15 protein-coding genes are annotated in these 14,667 nt (G+C 68.4%); 8 read left to right on the plus strand and 7 right to left on the minus strand.

Features of this window, described 5'->3' with window-relative positions:
- Positions 1–35: 35 nt before the first annotated feature.
- Complete coding sequence (locus FVP33_RS11115) at positions 36–1,619, minus strand: cation:proton antiporter (protein ID WP_147783739.1); 1,584 nt, start codon at positions 1,617–1,619, stop codon at positions 36–38.
- A gap of 110 nt (positions 1,620–1,729) precedes the next feature.
- Between FVP33_RS11115 and FVP33_RS11120 the strand changes: the two genes are divergently transcribed.
- Positions 1,730–2,233 (plus strand): DUF427 domain-containing protein, encoded by a 504-nt coding sequence (locus FVP33_RS11120; protein ID WP_246142305.1) that lies wholly within the window; start codon positions 1,730–1,732, stop codon positions 2,231–2,233.
- 8 nt (positions 2,234–2,241) lie between these two features.
- Here FVP33_RS11120 and FVP33_RS20100 read toward each other — a convergent pair whose 3' ends face one another.
- Positions 2,242–2,367: a hypothetical protein gene (locus FVP33_RS20100; protein WP_281289385.1), complete on the minus strand. Its 126-nt coding sequence runs from the start codon at positions 2,365–2,367 to the stop codon at positions 2,242–2,244.
- A gap of 212 nt (positions 2,368–2,579) precedes the next feature.
- Between FVP33_RS20100 and FVP33_RS11125 the strand changes: the two genes are divergently transcribed.
- Positions 2,580–3,527, plus strand: a complete 948-nt coding sequence (locus FVP33_RS11125) for an SDR family oxidoreductase (protein WP_147783741.1) — start codon at positions 2,580–2,582, stop codon at positions 3,525–3,527.
- 15 nt (positions 3,528–3,542) lie between these two features.
- On the opposite strand, the gene FVP33_RS11130 is transcribed toward FVP33_RS11125, so the two are convergent.
- A complete protein-coding gene (locus FVP33_RS11130) occupies positions 3,543–3,863 on the minus strand; it encodes a hypothetical protein (protein ID WP_246142306.1) in 321 nt (106 codons plus the stop codon).
- Positions 3,864–4,493: 630 nt separating this feature from the next.
- Positions 4,494–5,726 (minus strand): MFS transporter, encoded by a 1,233-nt coding sequence (locus FVP33_RS11135; RefSeq protein WP_147783743.1) that lies wholly within the window; start codon positions 5,724–5,726, stop codon positions 4,494–4,496.
- A gap of 57 nt (positions 5,727–5,783) precedes the next feature.
- Between FVP33_RS11135 and FVP33_RS11140 the strand changes: the two genes are divergently transcribed.
- Positions 5,784–6,113 carry an ArsR/SmtB family transcription factor gene (locus FVP33_RS11140; RefSeq protein WP_246142307.1) on the plus strand — a complete coding sequence of 110 codons (330 nt, stop codon included), beginning with the start codon at positions 5,784–5,786 and terminating at the stop codon, positions 6,111–6,113.
- Positions 6,114–6,119: 6 nt separating this feature from the next.
- Here FVP33_RS11140 and FVP33_RS11145 read toward each other — a convergent pair whose 3' ends face one another.
- Positions 6,120–7,523, minus strand: a complete 1,404-nt coding sequence (locus tag FVP33_RS11145) for an LLM class flavin-dependent oxidoreductase (protein WP_147783745.1) — start codon at positions 7,521–7,523, stop codon at positions 6,120–6,122.
- Between the two features lie 95 nt (positions 7,524–7,618).
- On the opposite strand from FVP33_RS11145, the gene FVP33_RS11150 reads away from it, so the two are divergent.
- On the plus strand, positions 7,619–8,068 hold the full coding sequence (locus FVP33_RS11150) for a nitroreductase family deazaflavin-dependent oxidoreductase (protein WP_147783746.1): 450 nt from the start codon (positions 7,619–7,621) through the stop codon (positions 8,066–8,068).
- Positions 8,069–8,078: 10 nt separating this feature from the next.
- On the opposite strand, the gene FVP33_RS11155 is transcribed toward FVP33_RS11150, so the two are convergent.
- Both FVP33_RS11155 and FVP33_RS11160 read right to left on the minus strand, forming a co-directional pair.
- Positions 8,079–8,561 carry an SRPBCC family protein gene (locus tag FVP33_RS11155; protein WP_147783747.1) on the minus strand — a complete coding sequence of 161 codons (483 nt, stop codon included), beginning with the start codon at positions 8,559–8,561 and terminating at the stop codon, positions 8,079–8,081.
- Positions 8,558–8,896, minus strand: a complete 339-nt coding sequence (locus FVP33_RS11160; protein ID WP_147783748.1) for an ArsR/SmtB family transcription factor — start codon at positions 8,894–8,896, stop codon at positions 8,558–8,560. The genes FVP33_RS11155 and FVP33_RS11160 overlap by 4 nt, the downstream gene beginning before the upstream one ends.
- Before the next feature lie 211 nt (positions 8,897–9,107).
- On the opposite strand from FVP33_RS11160, the gene FVP33_RS11165 reads away from it, so the two are divergent.
- The 4 genes from FVP33_RS11165 (at position 9,108) to FVP33_RS11180 (ending at position 14,657) form a co-directional block, all read left to right on the plus strand.
- Positions 9,108–10,580 (plus strand): MDR family MFS transporter, encoded by a 1,473-nt coding sequence (locus tag FVP33_RS11165; RefSeq protein WP_147783749.1) that lies wholly within the window; start codon positions 9,108–9,110, stop codon positions 10,578–10,580.
- Positions 10,581–10,717: 137 nt separating this feature from the next.
- Positions 10,718–11,707 (plus strand): LLM class F420-dependent oxidoreductase, encoded by a 990-nt coding sequence (locus FVP33_RS11170; RefSeq protein ID WP_147783750.1) that lies wholly within the window; start codon positions 10,718–10,720, stop codon positions 11,705–11,707.
- A gap of 44 nt (positions 11,708–11,751) precedes the next feature.
- Positions 11,752–13,212, plus strand: a complete 1,461-nt coding sequence (locus FVP33_RS11175) for a serine hydrolase domain-containing protein (protein WP_147783751.1) — start codon at positions 11,752–11,754, stop codon at positions 13,210–13,212.
- 200 nt (positions 13,213–13,412) lie between these two features.
- Entirely contained in the window at positions 13,413–14,657 is a 1,245-nt protein-coding gene (locus FVP33_RS11180; protein ID WP_147783752.1) for an acyl-CoA dehydrogenase family protein, read from the plus strand.
- The last annotated feature ends 10 nt before the right edge of the window (positions 14,658–14,667 follow it).

Raw genomic sequence — 14,667 nt, forward strand, 5'->3', positions numbered from 1 at the left:
GCGAGCGCGGGTCGCGTCCGGATGGCTTCGACCGACTATTCGTCGATCTCGATCTTCCGGCCGATCACGCGAAGCGCAATCTCCTCGGCGTCGATCGCCGCCAACACGGCCCGCACGGCGTTCTCCTGGTAGCGCCCCGCGGCCCGAGCGGAGAGCACCGCCTGGCGCTCGGCGATGATCATCGACAGCCGGAGCCGGCCGAATGCCGCCGGCGACGACTCGTCACCGACCGGCTTCGGGTTCTCCAACTCGTCGTCGTAGAGGGCGGCATCCGCCCGCAGCCGCCGAAGTACCGCCTCGCTATCGAAGTCGGAGGCCTCGGCGTCGAGCCAGGAAATGCCCGCGTCACGGGCCTCGGCCATGAGCATCTGGGCCTCCGTGCGCTCCTGGGCGCTGTTGGGAGGAGGCAGCTTCAGCCGGCGGATGATCCACGGCAGCGCGAGGCCCTCGAGCAGCGTGCCGACGACAACCGCGAAGGCCAGGAACTGCAGGAAGGGCCGCTGCGGGGTCTCTTCAGGCAGCAGGAACACGGCCGCGAGCGTGACGACACCGCGGATGCCGGAGAACCCGACGGCGAAGGTGTTCTTCCAGCTCCAACCGCGATCCCGGAACCGCGTCGGCACGAGGGTGAAGCGCAGAGTCGAGAGCAGCACCCAGACGAACCGGGCGAGCAGGAGGAAGCCGAGCATCGCGAGGCTGATGCCCACCGTCTGCCAGACACCGATGCCGGAACTCGCGGCGGCGGTCGTGATCGAGTACAGGTTGAGTCCGATGAAGAGGAACACCGAGTTCTCGAGCATGAAGCGGATGGTGCGCCAGTTGAGCGACTCTGCGATGCGCGCCTCGGCAGATTGCACCACTGGCGCCTTCTGCCCGACGATGAGCCCGGCGGTCACGACGGCGAGAACGCCCGAGCCGTGCAGCAACTGCGCCGGGATGAAGGCGACGAAGGGGGTGACCAGGGACAGACAGGTGTCGAGCACCGGCGCCTTGAGCTGGCTGCGAATCGCCGAGACCCCGAACCCGACGGCGACGCCGACAGCGATCCCCACGATCACGGCGAGCGCAAAGTCGCCGGCGACCGCCCACGGGTTGAGCACCCCGACGATGGCGGTGATCGAGGCCGAGAGCGCCACAAGAGCCGTCGCGTCGTTGAAGAGGCTCTCGCCCTCGATGATCGTCACGAGCCGTCGCGGAAGCCTGAGGCGCCCGGCGATCGCGGTGACGGCCACGGCATCCGTCGGGGCGACGACGGCGGCGAAGGCGAATCCGGTCGCGAGGGTGATGGCCGGAACGATGAGCCAGGTGAAGAAGCCCACCGTGACGACGGTGAACAGCACGAGGCCCACCGAGAGGGCGAGGATGCTGTCGCCGCGAGCCCGCACGTCGATGATCGAGGTGCGGATGGCCGCGGCGAACAGGAGCGGCGGCAACAGGCCGTAGAGCACCAGGTCTGGCTCGAGGTGCACCTGGGGCACCCCCGGCACGAACGAGACGATCGCGCCGACCGCGACGAGGCTGATCGGCGCCGACCAGCCGACCTTGCGGGAGAGTCCGGTGACGGTGACGGTCACCAGGACGAAGGAGACGATCCAGATGATGGTGACCACGGAATCCATGAATGCCCTTCAGTCGCAACAGGTCGAGAGTAGACGACGCCCGGCGGTCGGGGCGAGCCGGCCGGTCCGCGCCCAGCACAATCCCGGCCGGGGCGCATAAGAATGTTCCTGTGACGAGAGCAGCCATCCGAAGAATCGAACCGCAACCCGGCCAGGAATCTGTCTGGGACTACCCGCGCCCGCCTCGGGTGGAACCGACCACCGACCGGGTCGTGATCCGATTCGGCGGCGAGACGATCGTGGACACCACCGACGCCGTGCGAGTGCTCGAGACGAGCCATCCGCCGGTGTACTACCTGCCTCGCGCCGCCTTCGCGCCCGGGACCCTCGTTCCGGCGGCCGGCGCGAGTTTCTGCGAGTTCAAGGGCGCCGCCGGATACCTGACCGTGCGCACCGGCCAGCACGAAGCAGTCGCGGCCGCCTGGTTCTATCCCCGGCCGAGTCCCGGCTTCGAATCGCTTGCCGATCGGGTGGCGGTCTATCCGTCGGCGATGGAATCCTGCGAGGTGGCGGGCGAGCGGGTCAGCCCTCAGGCCGGGGACTTCTACGGCGGCTGGATCACCTCCAGGGTCGTCGGGGCGTTCAAGGGGGAACCGGGCACCCTCGGCTGGTGATCCCGCGGTCAGCGCCGACGCGCGGGAGACTTGCGACGATTGCGGGTGAGCACGAAGGCGACCGCGCCGGTGGATGCCGCACCGATGGCAAGGGCAAGGCCAAGCCAGAGCACCAGCGGCAAGAGTTCGTTCATGGTGTGCCAAGCGGTCGGGCCGAGGTGGCGGCAGGTCGAATGCCGCGCGTGCGAACGGATTGCGACAATCATAGGGCCAGTAATATTCACCACGCGGTTTTCCACACATTGCGTTGCATAAATCCGATCTCGCCGCCCGCTCGTGCGTCGCGTGCCCGATCACGCGGCAGTCTGTAGCATCCAGAGGGCAGTCGAACCACGGGGGAAGAAACATGGCACGCACGGTGGCGGATATCGCCGTTCCCGACCTCACCGGCACCTTCGCCGTGATCACGGGCGCCAACAGCGGGCTCGGATTCGGCCTCGCCGGCCGCTTCGCGCTGGCCGGTGCCGAGGTCGTGCTCGCGGTGCGCAACCGTCAGCGGGGAGTCGACGCCATCGCCCGCCTGCGCGCCGAGGTGCCCGGGGCGCAGCTCAGCATCCTCGATGTCGACCTCTCCTCGCTCGCGAGTGTCGCGGCGGCTGGCCGGCGGCTCACCACCTTCGGGCGGCCGATCGACTTCCTGCTCAACAATGCCGGACTCATGATGCCGCCGACCCGCCAGGAGACCGCCGACGGCCTCGAACTGCAGTTCGAGAGCAATCACCTCGGGCACTTCGCCCTCACGGCTCACCTCCTGCCGCTTCTTCGCGCCGCCCCGGCGCCGCGCGTGCTCAGCCTGAGCAGCATCCTCGCGCGGTCGGGACGGCTCGACTGGAACGACCTGCAGAGCGAGCGGCGCTACCGCCCCCAGCGGGCGTACGGCCTCTCCAAACTCGCGACGCTCCTGTTCGCCCGGGAACTCCAGCGCCGAAGCGCCGAAGCCGGCTGGGGCATCCGCAGCACCGCGGCCCACCCCGGCGCCACGATCACCAATCTGCAGGTGACCGGCCCGACGCTCGGCGGCTCGGGGTCGAGGGCGCTGCAATCCCTCAATCAGGCGAGCCACCGCATCCGCTGGCTCTGGCAGGAGGTTCCCCAGGGCATCCTGCCGGCGCTCTACGCATCGACGAGCCCCGACGCGGCGGGTGGCGGCTACTACGGTCCGGGCGGCTTCGCCGAGCTCACCGGCGCACCGGCGCCCGCGAGGGTTCCGCGGCGCGCCCGCAACGCGGCCGATGCCGCACGGCTCTGGAGCGTGTCGGAGGAACTCTCGGGCGTGGCCTACCCCACGGACTGAACCGCGGGCGTCGCGCTACTTCTTGAGAGCCCGGATGATGTGCGAGAGCGCCTTGCCCGCCACGAGGGTGAGGGGGATCGATACCGCCATCAACGCCACGAGGTTGGGCTGAAATCTCGGTCCGTTGATGCCACCGGTGTAGACGCCGATCGGTATCGTTGCCCCGCCGCCGCCACCGGCGCCCGCCTCGCGGGACTCGCCCCCTTCGTCGCTGCCGCCGCCGAACCCGAACCAGACGAGTGCGACCGGCACGACCTCCGCTCCGTCGATCGTCACCTTCTCGCCGTAGCTCGCCGTGATTCCCAGGGAGGTGACCAGTTTTCCGATTGTTTCCACCAGATACGCCATGCAGCCGACCCTAGTCCGATACCCGCGGCGATAGGTGGGCGGGCTTCGATCGCGGTGTGTGGCCTGTGGTGATTGCATTCGTGGAGCCATGCCGGGAGGGCGTTTAGACGGGCCCACCCCACAGACTCCAGTTCTGCAGGACGCGTTCTGCAGGACGGCTCGGGCGTCCACGGGTGCCCACCCCACAGACTCCAGTTCTGCAGGACGGGTTCTGCAGGACGGTAGGACTGGTTGTGCAGGGCGGCTCGGGCAGATAGCGAGGACGATAGGTGCAGAACGACGGGAGCATCCCGCAGACCGGGACCCTTCGGATCGCCACACCCCTGCCGTGTCCTGCACAAGCTGTCCTGCACAAGCTTTCCTGCAGAAGCTGTCCTGCACAAGCCGTCCTGCAGAACTGGAGTCTGCGGGGTAGGCACCCACACCACCGGGGCCCGTCCTGCAGAACACGCCCGGCCGACGCGGGCGGCACAACTAGGCGGCACAACCAGAGGGCCGAGAAGGTCCAGCCTCCGGCGACCGTCGTCGCGGCGACCGGTATGCAGCGGAAGGCGTCCGGGGCGGCCGCGACGGGGTCGAGGTCCACGACCACGCAGCATCAGCGTGGGACACGAGGACCTAGGCGGCGAGCAGCGGCCGGGCGCCATCCACCTCGGCGGGCGACTCGGCGGCTCGCCGCGCCTGACGCACGACGAGGCGATGACTGACCTCACCGACGACCAGGGCGAGAACCACCACGACGGCCGCGACGAGCGTGAGGTTGTGCGCCCCGGCCGTGGAGATCGCCAGTCCGCCGAGCGGGCCGGAGAGGGCGATGCCGAAGAAGGTCGCCGAGGAATTCCACGCAATCGCCCCGGGCGCGATCTCCACCACACGGTGCTGCACGGCGAGGAGCGCGGCCCAGGCCGAGAGTCCCCACACCGCGATGAGGATGCTCGCGCTCCAGAGCGAGCCGTCGGCGAGTGGCATGGCCAGGAAGTCGACGAGCAGCACCACGACGGCGACGTTCAGCACGACCCTGTTGCCCAATCGGTCGGCGAGCGAACCGGCGAGGAGGTTGCCGATGGTCGCGAAGAGCCCGTAGACGAACAACAGGAGGGCGAGCACGGTGCCGCTGCCGCCCGTCGCACGGTCCTGCACGCTGCCGAAGAAGGTGTATCCGCTGTACTGCCCGGCCACGATGAGCAACGTCGTCAGGAGGGTGATCGCGATCCGGCCGTTTGCCAACGGGGCGAAACGTTCGCGGATCGTCTGGGCGGCGGGGAGCGGGATTCGGCGCAACAGGAGCCCTGTGCCGACAACCACCAACGCGCCGAGCGCCACGACGAACCACAGCGCCGTCTGCCAGCCGCCGAGCGCGCCGATCGCGGTTCCGATCGGCGCGCCGAGCGCCGTGGCCGCGGTGAATCCCGCCGTGACCAGCGAGATGGCGCGACCCTTGCGCCCGGGCGCGGCGATGGCGGCGGCGGATGCCGTGGCCGCGGGCACGAATGCCGCGGCGCCGATGCCGGTGATCACTCTCGCGACCATGGCCAGTTCGAAGGTGGGCAGCACCGCCGTGAGGATGTTGCCGACGGTGACGAGGCCGAGGCCGGCGACCATGAGGGTCGTGCGCGAGACGCGGCCGGTGAGCATCGAGATGATCGGGGTGCCGATCGCGAAGACGAGGGCGTAGATGGTGATGAGCAGGCTGGCGCTCGTCTCGGGCACCCGAAGGCTCAGCGCGATTCCCGGCAGGAGGCCGGCGATCACGAACCCGCCGGTGCCGACCACGAACGTTCCCGCCGCGAGCAGGAGGAGCCTGCCGGTGGTTTTCTCTCGCGCGGAAGAGTACTGTTTGATGGAAGTCATACCGTTGAGTGTAGGCAACAGTTTTATATGTGTCAAACTAATCCGGAGAGGAGCCCCGTGGAGAGCGAGGTTCTCGAACACCCGTCAGTCGAGGAGATCGACCTCGTGGAGGTGCTCAAGGCGCTGAGCGATCCGGCGCGCCTGCGGCTCCTGGCCGTGATGGGCGACGGCGACTATCATGCGTGCCGCGCGGAGGTCTACGACCTCGACCTGCACAAGTCGACGCTGTCGCACCACTTCAAGGTGATGCGCGAGGCAGGAGTCACGATGACACGAGTGACGGGGCGCAACCGTGAGACGCGTCTGCGCAAAGAGGACCTCGACGCCCGGTTCCCCGGGCTCGTCGACTCCCTGATCTCGGGTGTGACGAAGGAACAAACGACCTGAGCCGGGCTACCTCGGCGAGGTGGAGGCCGGGCCTCCCACCCGGAAACTCGCCCCCTTGTGCTCCGTCGGCAGGTGGTCGCCGCGACCGTGCAGCTTGTTGCGCAGGGTCCCCTCGGCGTAGGCGTCAGGATAGACACCCCTCGCCCGCAGCACGGGGATCACGAACTCGACAACATCCTCGAAGGTGCCCGGCGTGATCGCGTAGGCCAGGTTGAAGCCGTCGACATCCGTCTCGTTGACCCACTCTTCGAGCTGGTCGGCGATCTCCTCGCCCGAGCCGACGATGAACGGGCCGAGGCCGCCGATGGCCCCGAGTCGCGCGATGTCGCGCACCTTCCACTCGCTGCCGTCCTCGTTCGCCTTCTGAAAGTTGGCCACGGTCGACTGGATGGCGTTGCTCTTGACGTTTCCGATCGGCTCGTCGAGGTCGTACTGCGAGAGGTCGATGCCCATCCAGCCCGACATGAACACCAGGGCGCCCTCCTCGCTCGCGTAGGTGAGGTAGTCGGCGTGCTTGGCCTTCGCCTTCTCGGTTGTCTCGTCGGTGATGATCGTGAGGAGCGTGTAGATCTTCGCGGAGTAACGGTCGCGACCGGCGGCCTCGAGGGCATCCCGGATCTTCTTCACCGTCTCCTTGAGCCCCGCCTTCGTCGAGGCGGCGACGAAGATCGCCTCCGCGTTGCCCGCCGCGAACGCGATGCCGCGCGGGCTCGCGCCGGCCTGGTAGATGACGGGCGTGCGCTGGGTCGACGGCTCGGAGAGGTGGATGCCCGGAACCGTGAAGTTCTTGCCCTTGTGGCCGATCTCGTGCACCTTGCTCGGGTCAGTGAACACCCCGGTCTCGCGGTTGCGGATGACGGCGTCGTCCTCCCAGGACCCCTCCCAGAGCTTGTAGAGCACCTCGAGGTACTCGTCGGCGACGTCGTAGCGGTCGTCGTGCTCGAGCTGGTCCTCGTGGCCCATGTTGCGCGCCGCCGACGGAAGGTAGCCGGTGACGACGTTCCAGCCGACGCGCCCGTTGGTGAGGTGGTCGAGGGTGGACATGCGCCGGGCGAACGGGTACGGGTGCTCGTACGCGGTTCCCGCCGTGATGCCGAAGCCGAGGTGGTCGGTGACGAGCGCCATCGCCGAGACGAGGAGCACCGGATCGTTGACGGGCACCTGGGCACCGTGACGGATCGCGGCTTCGTTGGATCCGCCGTAGACGTCATAGGTGCCGAGAACGTCGGCGATGAAGATCCCGTCGAAGGTGCCCTGCTCGAGAAGCTTGGCGAGCTCCGTCCAGTAGGTGAGGTCCTTGTAGCGCCAGGACTGGTCATCGGGGTGGCGCCACATTCCTGAGGACTGGTGCGCGACGCAGTTCATGTCGAAGGCATTGAATCGAATCTGGCGCTGCGGGTTCTGGGGCATGAGACCATCGTGAGGGGCGCGCGGCCGAAAGCGCAGCGCGGCCGAAATATGGAGTAACAGTAGCGGCGCGCGGAACGCCGAGGGAAGGGATCGACATGCCTCTGGCCGGAGAATACCAGCGGGGAACCGCGGACTGGGCCTCGCGCCAGGTCGACCTCTACGAAAGCTCGGGGGGCACCGAGGGCACGACGCTTCGCGGCATGCCTGTCGTCGTGCTCACGACCGTCGGCGCGAAGAGCGGCAAACTGCGCAAGACGCCGCTCATGCGCGTGGAGCACGACGGGGACTACGCGGTCGTCGCCTCCCTCGGGGGCGCCCCCAAGCATCCGGTCTGGTACTTCAACCTGCTGGCCAACCCGCTGGTGGAACTGCAGGACGGGCCAGTCAAGCGCGACTTCGTCGCCCGCGAGCTGTCCGGCGACGAGCGGTCGACCTGGTGGGAGCGCGCGGTCGCGGCCTACCCGGAGTACGCGTCATACCAGGAACACACGTCCCGGGTCATCCCGGTCTTCGTGCTGACACCGGTCGCGGAGGACCCGGCCTGACCGGCTCCGGTCAGCGCGCGGAGACGGACTGGAGCAGTTCGTCCATGCGCTCGAATCCCTCGGTGACTCCGCTCTCCATGCCCCCGGCCGCCATGGCGTCCCGATCCTCGACCGACTGGTAGACCGCGTGGATCCGGACCCTGCTGCGTGAGCCCAGGTCGTCGAAGTCGATGGATTCGAGGCTCACATGGCCCGGAGCGCCGTCGAACTCGAAGGTCCACAGGATGTGCTCCCCCGGCGTGACGGCATGGAAGACGCCGTGGAATTGGTATTCCGTGCCATCGGCGTCGCGGTTGAAAAAGCCCCAGGAGCCCCCGGGGCGAACATCCCAGGACGTGAGATCCATGCTGAGCCGGCGCGGACCCATCCACTGGGTGACGAGTGCCGCGTCGGTGTAGGCGCGGTAGACCTTCTCGCGGGGGGCATCGAACTCACGCACGATGTCGAGGAACGGCGTGCCGGGCTGCGCGGTGATGGTGGTGGGATTGGTCATGATTCCTTCTCCTTCATGGTGTTGAGAACGGTGTCGAGACGGCGGTATTGCCGCTCGGCGATGAGTCGATAGGTGTCAATCCAGGCGGTGAGCGACTCGAGGGCCGCCGGGGCGAGGTGGCACGGCCGACGCTGGCCGTCCCGGGTGCGGGTGATGAGGCCCGCGGCCTCCAGCACCTGGATGTGCCTCGACACGGCCTGCTTGCTGATGACGAACGGCTCGGCGAGCTCATTCACGGTCGCCTCGCCGCGCGACAGGCGCGCGATGAGACTGCGGCGCACCGGGTCGGCGAGGGCCAGGAACGCCCGATCGAGCCGGTCCTCACTCTCGTTCACCGTAATCAACCTATCTGTTTATCAACTATTTGATTGATTACAGCAATGTACAACGCGTCCGGCCCGACTTCAAGAGGGGGAAGTCGGGAAAGAAATCGAATGTCGGTGGAATAAAGCAGGCTGTCCGAGCGCTCGGGTTAGCAGCGCCATCGCTCGCCCCACACACTTTCTCACTTCGTGACAGCCAGACTTCTTCCGACGGGACTCCCTGATGACCGAAACCTCCGTCTCCCTCACCGCATCAGAGACGCCGCGGGGGGCCCAGTCGCTCGACGCGCGCAACCGACTCGTGATCACCCTGCTGCTGATCTCGACCTTCGTGGTGATCCTGAACGAGACCATCATGGGCGTGGCCCTGCCGAGTCTCATGCGGGACCTCGGCATCCCGGCGAGCTCGGCCCAGTGGCTCACCGCGGCCTTCATGCTCACCATGGCCGTCGTGATCCCGATCACCGGCTTCCTGCTGCAGCGGTTCAACACGCGGCCCCTCTTCATCACGGCGATGAGCCTGTTCAGCGCCGGAACCCTCATCGCCGCCGTCTCCCCCGGCTTCGAGGTGCTGCTGCTTGCCCGCGTCGTGCAGGCCACCGGCACGGCGATCATGTTCCCGCTGCTCATCACGACCGTCATCACCCTGGTGCCGCCGGCAACCCGTGGGCGCATGATGGGCAACATCTCCATCGTGATCTCGGTCGCGCCGGCCATCGGTCCCACCATCTCCGGGCTCATCCTCACCGTGCTCGACTGGCGCTGGATGTTCATCATCGTGCTGCCGATCGCGATCGTCTCCCTCATCGTCGGCGGCACCCTCATGAAGAATGTGACCGTGCCGCGCAAGACGCGAGTCGACTCCCTCTCGGTCGTGCTCTCCGCCGTCGGCTTCGGCGGACTCGTCTACGGACTCAGCACGATCAGCACCGCGACGAGCCCCCTGCAATCCTGGCTGCCGCTCGGCCTCGGGGTCGTCTCTCTCGCCGTTTTCGTGCTGCGCCAGCTTCGACTCCAGCGCGACGACCGGGCGCTGCTCGACCTGCGCACCTTCACCTCGGGCACCTTCACGTTCTCGATCGTGATGTTCTCGATCAGCATGATGGCGCTGTTCGGCACCCTGATCCTGCTGCCCATCTACATGCAGACGGTGCTCGGAATCGACACCCTGACCGCCGGCCTCCTGCTCCTGCCCGGCGGCCTGATCATGGGCCTTCTCGCCCCGTGGGTCGGTCGCATCTACGACCGCATCGGCCCGACGGCCCTGCTCGTCACCGGCTCGGTCATCGTCAGCGCCGTGCTCTGGTCGATGACGTTGCTCGACTCCAACTCCTCGATCTGGATGGTGCTCGCGGCGCACGTCACCCTGAGCATCGGTCTCGCCCTGCTCTTCACCCCGCTGTTCACCGCGAGTCTCGCGGCGGTGCGACCGCAGCTCTACTCGCACGGCAGCGCGATCGTGGGCACGGTGCAGCAGCTCGCCGGCGCGGCCGGCACCGCCCTGTTCGTCTCGGTGATGTCATCCGGGGCCCTGCGACGCCTCGCCGAGGGCTCGACCCAGACTCAGGCGACGGCCTCCGGAGTGCACACCGCGCTGCTCTACGGGGCGGCGATCTCGGTGTTCGCGATCCCCGCGGCGTTCTTCATCCGCAAGACCGCGCTGCCCGAGGGCGTGGAGATTCCGGCCGGTCACTGACCCCTCCCGGCGCGAAGGGCATTCCGCACCGGCAGGGCCAGTTGAGCCGGCCGCGGTCGCCTACGAATTCATGGTGAAGGGCGGATTCGTCACCGCGACAGGCTGATTGCACCGTCTCGTTTCGTAAGCTGGACAGCATGCGATTCGGACTCTTCATTCCCCAGGGCTGGCGTCACGACCTCGTCGGCATCGATCCGGCCGAGCAGTGGGGCGCGATGCATGCCCTGGCCCAGCACGCAGATGCCGGGGAGTGGGAGTCGATTTGGGTCTACGACCACTTCCACACCGTGCCGGTTCCCTCCGAGCAGGCGACCCACGAGGCGTGGACGCTCATGTCGGCCTTCGCGGCCACCACCACCCGGGTGCGGCTCGGCCAGATGTGCACCTGCATGAGCTATCGCAACCCGGCCTACCTCGCCAAGGTCGCCGCCACCGTGGACATCATCTCGCGTGGACGCACCGAGATGGGGATCGGCGGGGGCTGGTACGAGCACGAGTGGCGCGCGTACGGCTTCGACTTTCCCAGCGTCGGCACGCGGCTCGGACGCCTCCGCGAGGGGGTCGACATCATGCGCCAGGCCTGGACCACCGGCTCCGCGACCCTCGACGGCACGCACTACCAGGTGGCCGGCGCCATCGTTCGCCCCCTCCCGCTGCAACGCGGCGGCATCCCGATCTGGGTTGCTGGAGGCGGCGAGAAGGTGACCCTGCGCATCGCGGCCGAGTACGCGCAGTACACGAACTTCGACGGAAGCCCCGAGGGCTTCGAGCACAAGAGCGCGATCCTCCGCGGCCACTGCGCGGATGCCGGAACCGACTTCGGAGCAATCACCAGGTCGGCCAACTACAACGTGATCGTCGGGCGCGACGAGGCCGAGGTGGCCGAACGCATCGCCGCGGTGCGGGCACGGGTGCTGCCCTACCTGGGTGAGGAGAAGACCGAGGCGTTCGTGGGCGAGTACACGGGCGGCGCCCTCGCGGTCGGAACGCCCGAGCAGGTGACCGAGCGCCTCGCCGACATGACGAAGCGCGGTCTCGACTACGGCATCTTTTACTTTCCGGAGGCGGCATACGACCGGTCCGGCCTCGAGTTGTTCGAGCGCGAGGTCATCCCGGCGCTGTCCTGATATCTCGATAGACCTGCGCGTCAACTACCTCTGGAGCCACCAGCATGCCCGCACTCCCCCGCAGCACCCCCGAGGCGCAGGGCATCGCGTCGACCGCCGTCGCCGACTTCGTCGCGGCCCTCCAATCGACCGCCCACGACATCCACAGCCTCATGCTGGTGCGACACGGGAGCGTGGTCGCGGAGGGCTGGTGGCGGCCATACGGTGCGGATCAGCCCCATTCCCTCTTCTCGATCAGCAAGAGCTTCACCTCCGCCGCGGTGGGGCTCGCGGTGGCGGAGGGGCTCCTCGAGCTCGACGATTCCGTCGTGGCCCTCCTGCCGGATGACGCCCCCGCCCTGGTCGGCGACAACCTCGCCGCCATGACGGTGCGCCATCTCCTGACCATGTCGACGGGCCACGCCGCGGACACCTTGGCGGCGATCGACCGAGGCGACGACGACAACTGGGCGCGCGCGATCCTTGCCGAGCCGGTGGAGAACACGCCGGGAACCGTCTTCGTCTACAACAGCGGCGCGACCTACCTGCTCTCCGCCATCCTGCAGAGGCTCACCGGGGAACGCCTGCTCGACTACCTCACCCCGCGCCTGTTCGCGCCGCTCGGCATCACGGGCGCCACCTGGGAGACCTGCCCGCGCGGCATCGACGTCGGTGGCTGGGGCCTCGCCCTCACCACCGAGGACGTGGCCACCTTCGGCCAGCTCTACCTGCAGCGAGGCGAGTGGAACGGCGCGCAGCTCGTGCCGACCGACTGGGTGACCGCCGCGACCTCCGCCCAGGTATCGAACGGCGATCCGACAGTGCCGGATGACTGGACCCAGGGCTACGGCTACCAGTTCTGGCGCAGCCAGCACGGCGCATACCGTGCGGACGGCGCCTTCGGCCAGCTCTGTTTCGTGCTGCAGGATCAGGATGCCGTGCTGATGCTCACGAGCGGCCTGACCGAGGCTCTACCGGCGCTGACCGCGCTCTGGGAGCACCTGCTCCCGTCCTTCGGAACCGACCAGCTCCCCGAGGACGAGAACGCGCACCGCGCGCTCCTCGCGACCCTCGAACAGCTGGAACTGCCGCATCCCGGCGGCGGCACCGAGTCGGTGGCGGCCGTCGCCGATCGGGTCGCCGGAGTGCGATTCGTGCTCCCGGCCAACGACGCGGGTTTCCGATCGATAGCCGTCGACCCCTCCGCGGACCCGGCCGAGCTGAGGATCACCACCGCCGACGGCGAGACCGCGATCCGCTGCGGACGCGGCGAGTGGGTGGGGGGCGTATCCCCGTTCTTCGGCAGCGGCATCATTCCCGCCGACAGCAACCCGGCCGTTCCGGTCGCCGCGTCGGCCGCCTGGATCGACGAGACCACCTGGCGCGCGCGGGTGCAGTACAGCGGCACTCCCTTCGCCCTCGAGTTCACCCTGCGCTTCGGGGACGGCGACGTGGCGCTGCACGTCAGCCAGAGCGTCTCGTTCGGATCGACCGAACTCGCCGACGTCACCGGCCGGGCGGCTTAGAACCCGAAGTCGCCTCCGCCGAACGCTGGTGCCGCCGGCGCCGTCCTTCTCGCCCCGTCAACGTCGGTAGTCATGAACCGTCACGGCCCGTCACACGTGGTCACGCTGGCCGGCGCGCGCGGCATCACGGCTACGTTCGGCACGGTTACGGTCGGTCACGGCCCCGGCCGGTCCATCCATCGCACGCAAGGAGAACCCCCATGACAGACACCGCCACCGTCGCCGCATCGCTCGACGACCCCTGGATCGGCACCGAGCCGCCGACCGACGCGGCCGGCTGGCTCGCCCGCGCCCGCGAGGTCGCCGACATCCTCGCGACCGATGCCGTCGACCGCGACAACGCCAACGGGACCCCGTTCGCCGAGGTGCGTGTGCTCAAGCAGTCGGGGCTCGTGACCCTGCTCGGCCCGACGGTGCACGGCGGAGGCGGCCAGACCTGGGACACCGCGTACCGGGTGATCCGCGAGGTCGCGAGGGGCGACGGATCCATCGGGCAGCTTCTCGGCTACCACTACCTGTGGGCCTGGGCGGCCAGGCTCGTCGCCACCGACGAGCAGATCGCCGCCGTCGAGGAGCTCTACACCGTGGGCAACCTGCTCTTCGGCGGCGCGGTCAACCCCCGCGACAGCGACCTGACCGTGACCGAGGATGGCGACCAGCTCGTCTTCACCGGCCGCAAGTCGTTCTCCACCGGCGGCCAGGTCTCCGACCTGACAGTTCTCGAGGGAGTGCTCGACGGCACGGACACCCACATCTTCGCGATCGTGCCCACGGCCCAGCCCGGCATCGTCTTCGCCGGGGACTGGGACAACCTCGGCCAGCGTCTGACCGAGTCCGGATCGGTCGAGATCACGGGCGTGCGGGTCGACTGGGCCTCCGCCGCCGGTTTCGTGGGCAAGGTCTTCCAGCCTCTCACCTATAACACGCTCAACGTGCCCGCCATCCAGCTGGTGTTCGCCAACTTCTACCTCGGCATCGCGCAGGGCGCGCTCGAGACGGCGACCGCCTACACGCGTTCCAGGTCCCGGGCCTGGCCGTACGGCGGAGACGACAAGCAGCGCGCGAGCGACGAGTGGTACATCCTCGAGGGCTACGGCCAGCTGCAGTCGAAGCTGTGGGCGGACGAGGCGCTCATCGACCGGGCGGGCGCGGAGATCAGCGCGGTGCTGCACGACGCGCGGGAGAACCTCACCGAGCGCCGACGGGGTGAGATCGCGGTGCAGGTCGCGGCCGCCAAACTCCGGATCGTCGAGGACGGTCTCGAGACGACGACGAAGGTCTTCGAGCTGACCGGGGCTCGGGCATCCGCGAACTCCGTCGGGCTGGACATCTTCTGGCGCAACCTGCGCACCCACAGCCTGCACGACCCGCTGCCGTACAAGAAGCGGGAGGTCGGCCAGTACGTGCTGCTGGGCGAGGTGCCCGAACCGAGCTGGTACACCTAACCATCGGGCT

It is taken from the genome of Lacisediminihabitans profunda, from assembly GCF_008040105.1.
GTDB classification, from domain to species: Bacteria; Actinomycetota; Actinomycetes; order Actinomycetales; family Microbacteriaceae; genus Lacisediminihabitans; species Lacisediminihabitans profunda.